This is a genomic window from uncultured Thiodictyon sp. (genome assembly GCF_903828115.1).
GTDB lineage: Bacteria > Pseudomonadota > Gammaproteobacteria > Chromatiales > Chromatiaceae > Thiodictyon.
The window spans coordinates 1-5,939 of the sequence record NZ_CAIKKU010000105.1; the positions used below are offsets into that span (position 1 = coordinate 1).

Genomic DNA, 5,939 nt, shown 5'->3' on the forward strand with positions numbered 1-5,939 from the left:
CATGTACAACCCAACCTGCTGTCTAGTGATGCGTTTACCCGACATCTGCGCGCCTTCCCGCGGCAAAAAAATGTCCGGCAGCTTACCTCTGACCGGCCAAGATAGTTGTCACTGACCGGTCAAGATAATTGTCACTAAACATGGCCCAGGTTAGTCATGTGAATGAACGTATTTTCGAGATCATTCCTGGATGTAAACAGCAGATTTGTGATTCGCGTCGCTCATACTTGCGATACCCTGTCGATTGCTCTGACGCTGAAAAACGCAAGCTGAAAACTGCGCATGACGCTGAAATGATCCGCGCTATCCCTGATCAATTCGGCGGCGAAAACTCGCGCGTGATATTCGGCTCGCGCTGGAGGGATAGTGCGACAATATTTGATTTCCTAAATGTATTTACCGAGTTCGCAAAGTCTCAGGCGCCAGCTCAAAGGTTGGAGATAGAAGGGAAGGCTGGTGCTTTAGCGAAATACATTGCGGAAAACTCGCGGAAATTCGCCTGTTCGTGAGACACGAAATGAAAGCCACTAAGCCCCCGCGATGGGCGTAGTACGGGTCGCCGGATATTTGGCACTGATCAGAAGATAAAGACATTCGTCACCTGCTACCCCTGCCAATCGCGAGCAGCGAAGCCTTGCCTCTCTCCGGAGAGGACCCGGCTGGCTGAGCCGATCACCACCTCGTGCTGACCCACGACACGACACCCGCGATCAAGCCGGCGGCCCTGGTGAAGCAGCGGCGCGCCCGTTGCGGTGCGATCCACGAGCCCGATGCCTGGACAGTCCCCTGCACCTGACACGCCCGGGACGAACCTCCCGGAGCATTTCCGTCCGTAGAAAGTGAAGTTCGTGATGCGCATCGGTGTTTTTTACCTTGGTCCGGCGTCTCTCGCCGTCTCGACAACCCCCAGTGTAAGTATCTTGCCGACGACGTCTCGCACCAATCCTGACCAGCGGCAGATGCCAGGCGCCGAGTGCGTCACGACCCGTACTGAGGGAGTCGACCACCTAGTGGAGATTGCGGCGAGCTGGGGGGCGCGGTTCGGCCGGCGGCCCACTACCAACTCGTGCCGCTGATCGTCGGCACCCTGGCGGTCACTGTCAGGGTGCGCGCGGCCGTCACGGTGACAGCACAGGCGCCGCGGCCGGTGTCCAGGGTCCGTGCCCTGGCTGCGATCCCTGCATTGTTCCGGGCGGCTGCGCCCCGCGCTGGTCGCCAAGCGCGAACGTCGGACCACACGGCGACCGGGTTGACGACCGGTGCCGGTGTCGCTAAACTAGCGGGCTGTTGGCTAGGTAGCCGATTAGCCGATTTTGATTTGATCGCCGCATCCCTGATGCCGTGCTCTGCGTTTAAAATCAGGTTGTTACGCTGGTCGGCGCGCAATCCGCGCGCGCCGGTCCCGATTTCTTGGCGATGTAGCTCAGTTGGTTAGAGCGCCACACTCATAATGTGGATGTCCCCGGTTCGAATCCTGGCATCGCCACCAACTCCTCCCTTTACCGGTCGTTCCTCCAGCGCCGCCCTCGCGGTTCCTGCGGCGACCCTTGATGCGGCCCCATGGCTTTCCGTCGGCCGCATCAGTTCGATCGTCTTGGCGTCCAGTCAATGACGGACGGCTCGCCGTGGGCTCGTCGCGGCTGAAGCCGCTCCCACAGCCCCTCAGTCCTTGGCCGCCGGCCGTTGCCGCATGGAGAAGCCGGCGATCAGGACCGCCGCGGAGACGATCAGCACGACGATCGATGCCAGGGCATTGATCTGCGGCGAGACGCCCATGCGTACGCTGGAATAGACCACCATCGGCAGGGTGGTGGAGCCGGGGCCGGCGACGAAGCTGGAAATCACGAGATCATCCAGCGACAGCGTGAAGGCGAGCAGCCAGCCGGACAGCAGGGCCGGGGCGATCAGGGGCAGCGTAATGCTCATATAGACCCGCAGCGGGCGGGCGCCCAGGTCCATGGCCGCCTCTTCCAGCGAGCGGTCCATCTGCGACAGGCGCGAGCGCACCACCACGGCCACATAGGCCATGCTGAAGGTGATGTGGGCGATGGTGATGGTGGTGAAGCCGCGCCCGTCGGGCCAGCCGATGGTCTCCTCCATGGTCACGAAGAGCAGCAGGAGCGACAGCCCGGTGATGACCTCGGGCATGACGAGCGGCGCCGTCAGCAGCAGCTGAAACCCGGCACGTCCGCGGAATTTACCGTGGCGCACCAAGGCATTGGCCGCCAGGGTGCCGAATACGACCGCAAAGCAGGCGTTGGTGGCGGCGATCCGCACGCTGAGCCAGGCGGCGTCGAGAAGTTGCCGGTTCTGCATCAGTTCCCCGTACCACTTGGTCGAGAATCCGGACCACACGGTGACCAGCCGCGATTCGTTGAACGAATAGACGATGAGCAGCAGGATCGGCACATACAGAAAGGCGAAGCCGAGGCCTAAGAAGGCATAGAGCTTCCAGCGTCCGCGGTTCATAGTTCGTCCCCCCCGATCCGGTTTTCCAGACGCTGCATCAGCACGAAGGGCACCACCAGCAGCCCAAGCAGACAGATAGCAAGCGCCGCGGCCAGCGGCCAATCTTTATTGCTGAAGAACTCGGTCCAGAGGATCTTGCCGATCATGAGGCTGTCGGGGCCGCCCAGCAGGTCGGGGATCACGAACTCACCCACGACCGGGATGAAGACCAGCATGGAACCGGCGACGATGCCGGGCAGCGACAGCGGCAGCGTGACCTTGAGGAAGGCCTTGAACGGGCGGCACCCCAGGTCCGCCGCCGCCTCCAGCAGGCTGAAGTCGAGCCGGGTCAGGTTGGCATACAGCGGCAGGATCATGAATGGCAGATAGGAATAGACCACCCCGATATAGATCGCGGTCTGGGTATGCAGGATGGTCAGGGGGGTATCGATGGCCCCCAGCCACATCAAAAAATTATTGAGCAGCCCGCTGGGCCCCAGGATGCCGATCCAGGCATAGACCCGGATCAGGAAGGAGGTCCAGAACGGCAGGATGATCAGCATCAGCAGGACGATGCGGTGTCGCTCCGGTGCGGTGGCGATGGCATAGGCCATGGGATAGCCGATCAGCAGGCAGGCGACGGTGCAGACCAGAGCCACCCAGAGCGAATTGAGAAAGGCCGCCAGGTACAGGTCGTCACTGAAGACGGTGATGAAGTTCGGGAGATTCAGCCGGATCTGCAGGATCCCATCGTCCACCCATTGCCACAGGCTGGTATAGGGCGGTTGGGCGAGCGCGGTCTCCGCCAGGCTGATATGCAGGACGATGGCGAAGGGCAGCAGGAAGAAGAGCCCCAGCCAGAGATAGGGCGTGCCGATGTTCAGGGCGCGCGACAGGTGCCGGTCGCGCAGGTGGAGCTTGGCGAGGAGTGCCTTCATGGTTGCGGCCTATTCCGTCAGGACCACGCCGCTGGTCGGTGACCATTCCATCGCCACCTCTTGCCCCCAGGTCAGGGCCTGCTCGGTGCGGGGCGCGATGTTCGTCAGGGTCATCTCGACCAGCAGTTCGGGGCTGACCCGCACCCGGTAGATCGACACGTCACCCAGGTAGGCGATGTCCTCGACGATCCCCTTGACCTGATTGACCCCGTTCTCATGGTAGTTCTGACAGATCCGGAGCTTCTCGGGTCGGATCGCCACCGTGACCGGGGTGCCGACGGCGTGCGGGTGCGAGCAGCGCATGTGCAGCCGCCGCCCCAGGGTGGTCTCCACCAGCACCTGGTCGTCCTGCGTCTCCGCCACCCGGCCGTCGAACAGATTCACCAGGCCGATGAAGTCGGCGACGAAGCGGTACTCGGGATATTCATAGATCGTCGTCGGGGTATCCACCTGCAGGATCTGGCCGGCGTTCATGACGGCAATGCGGGTGGACATGGTCATCGCCTCTTCCTGATCGTGGGTCACGGTCACGAAGGTGATGCCGAGGCGCTCCTGGAGGTTGACCAGCTCGAATTGGGCGCTCTCGCGCAGGCGCTTGTCGAGCGCCCCCAGCGGCTCGTCGAGCAGCAACAGCTTGGGGTGTTTGGCGAGCGTGCGCGCCAAGGCGGCGCGCTGGCGCTGACCCCCGGAGAGTTGGTCCGGCTTGCGCTTGCGCAGTTCCGAGATCTGCAAGAGGGCGAGCATCTCGCCCACCCGCTCCGCGCGTTCCTTGCGCGGCATCCGGTCCTGTTTGAGGCCGAACTCCACGTTCTGCTCCACCGTCATGTGGGGGAACAGGGCGTAGGACTGGAACATCATATTGACCGGGCGGGAATAGGCCGGGATGTCAGTGACATCCGTCCCATCGATCCAGATGCGCCCCTTGGTAGGGCGCTCCAACCCCGCGAGCATGCGCAGCAAGGTGGACTTGCCGCAACCGGAACTCCCCAGGAGCGAGAAGAACTCGCCCTGGAAGATGTCCAGCGACACATCATCGACCGCGTAGACGTCATCGAACTGCTTGGTGACGTGGTCGATACGCACATAGGGCGCCGCCTTGGGGTCCTGCCAGGGCTCCAGTCGGCGCCGTTCCGCGGGGTTGGTCATGCTGCTTCCTGGTTCCTTGCGCTCAGCGGCCGGTCTTGATACGGGTCCACAGGCGATTGAGATTGCGCTGCTCCTTGTCTTTGGGGGTCTTGAGCACGATGAGCTTCTCCTTGACCGCCGCCGCCGGGTAGATGCCGGGGTCGGTGCGGACGCTCTCGGCGACCAAGGGGGTCGCCGCGGTATTGGCATTGGCATATTTCACATTGTCGGTGATCTCGGCGATCACGGCCGGCTGCAGGATGAAGGCGATAAAGGCATTGGCCGCGGCCGGATTGGGGGCGTCCTTGGGGATGGCCATCACGTCGGTCGCGAGCACGGCGCCCTCCTTGGGGATGTTGAAGCCGACCGCCACACCCTTATTGGCCTCGGCCGCACGGCTCCTGGCCTGGAGAATGTCGCCGGAGTAGCCGTGGGCGACACAGAGGTCGCCGTTCGCCAGGTCGCCGATATACTGAGACGAGTGGAAGTAGCGGATGTTCTTGCGCGCGTCCTTGAGCACCTTCTCCGCGGCCGCCAGGTCCGCCTCGGAGCGGCTGTTGGGGTCCTTACCCAGGTAGGCCAGGGCCGCGGCGAAGGCCTCGGTGGCGTCGTCCAACATGCTGATGCCGCAGCCCTTGAGCTTGGCGGCCTGCGCCGGGTCGAAGAGGATGGCCCAGGTATCGGTGGCGGCGCCCTCGCCCAGCGCCTCCTTGACCTTCGCCGTGTTGATGCCGAGCCCGGTGGTGCCCAGGAGATAGGGCACCAGATGGGCGTTGTCCGGGTCGAGTTCCTTCAGGCTCGCCATGACCGCCGGGTCCATCTTGTCCAGGCCGGTCAGCTTCGCCTTGTCCAGGGGCTGGTAGAGCCCGGCCTGAATCTGGCGGGCGCCGAACGGGCGCGAGGTGGGGAAGACCACGTCATAGCCGCTCTTGCCGGCGAACAACTTGGCCTCCAGGACATCATTGGTGTCATAGAGGTCCAGGACCGGGCGGATGCCGGTCTGCTTCTGGAACTCCTGCAGGGTGTTCGGCGCGAAATAGTCGTTCCAGTTATACAGGTGCACCGTCTCCTCGGCCTGGGCGGGGCTGAGCGCGGACAGCATACCGGCACAAATGGCAGTCAGGGTAAGGCGCAGGGTGTTGAGCTTTGGCACCGGGAGTCTCCCAAGGCGAGGGGTTGAACGGCTCTCAAATGGTGCGCGCGGCGGGGGCCGTCGTCGGCCCCGCGGGCCGGTGCGCACCGGGGGGCGATGCTACTGCAAAAGCGCGCGCGGGCATATCTCCGGGACGGCCCTGGGTCCGTTTTCCGGGTTCGTACACTGGCTGGCAGGGGGCCGACGGGGCCGCGGACGACGCTGCCGCATCACCGGGCGTCGTTGTCGTTGTCGTTGTCGTAATCGTGGTCGGATTTTTCGATTACGACAACGAC

At 63.3% G+C, this 5,939-nt stretch carries 6 protein-coding genes and 1 tRNA gene; 3 read left to right on the plus strand and 4 right to left on the minus strand.

Annotation, left to right across the window (positions count from 1 at the left end):
- Nucleotides 1-158: 158 nt before the first annotated feature.
- Both QZY48_RS03860 and QZY48_RS03865 read left to right on the plus strand, forming a co-directional pair.
- Nucleotides 159-509 carry a hypothetical protein gene (locus tag QZY48_RS03860; RefSeq protein WP_295427969.1) on the plus strand — a complete coding sequence of 117 codons (351 nt, stop codon included), beginning with the start codon at nucleotides 159-161 and terminating at the stop codon, nucleotides 507-509.
- Between the two features lie 903 nt (nucleotides 510-1,412).
- Nucleotides 1,413-1,489, plus strand: a tRNA-Met gene (locus tag QZY48_RS03865).
- Between the two features lie 173 nt (nucleotides 1,490-1,662).
- Here QZY48_RS03865 and QZY48_RS03870 read toward each other — a convergent pair.
- From QZY48_RS03870 to QZY48_RS03885, 4 genes are read right to left on the minus strand one after another with little or no spacing between them, the layout of a single operon-like run.
- Nucleotides 1,663-2,469 carry an ABC transporter permease subunit gene (locus QZY48_RS03870; protein WP_295427971.1) on the minus strand — a complete coding sequence of 269 codons (807 nt, stop codon included), beginning with the start codon at nucleotides 2,467-2,469 and terminating at the stop codon, nucleotides 1,663-1,665.
- A complete protein-coding gene (locus QZY48_RS03875) occupies nucleotides 2,466-3,386 on the minus strand; it encodes an ABC transporter permease subunit (RefSeq protein ID WP_295427973.1) in 921 nt (306 codons plus the stop codon). Before QZY48_RS03875 ends, QZY48_RS03870 begins: the two co-directional genes overlap by 4 nt.
- Nucleotides 3,387-3,395: 9 nt before the next feature.
- Nucleotides 3,396-4,532 (minus strand): ABC transporter ATP-binding protein, encoded by a 1,137-nt coding sequence (locus QZY48_RS03880; RefSeq protein WP_295427976.1) that lies wholly within the window; start codon nucleotides 4,530-4,532, stop codon nucleotides 3,396-3,398.
- 22 nt (nucleotides 4,533-4,554) lie between these two features.
- Nucleotides 4,555-5,664, minus strand: coding sequence for an extracellular solute-binding protein (locus QZY48_RS03885; protein WP_295427978.1), 1,110 nt, complete (start codon nucleotides 5,662-5,664; stop codon nucleotides 4,555-4,557).
- Nucleotides 5,665-5,687: 23 nt separating this feature from the next.
- Here QZY48_RS03885 and QZY48_RS03890 point away from each other — a divergent pair.
- On the plus strand, nucleotides 5,688-5,939 hold a 252-nt coding region (locus QZY48_RS03890), incomplete at its 3' end, for a hypothetical protein (RefSeq protein WP_295427981.1).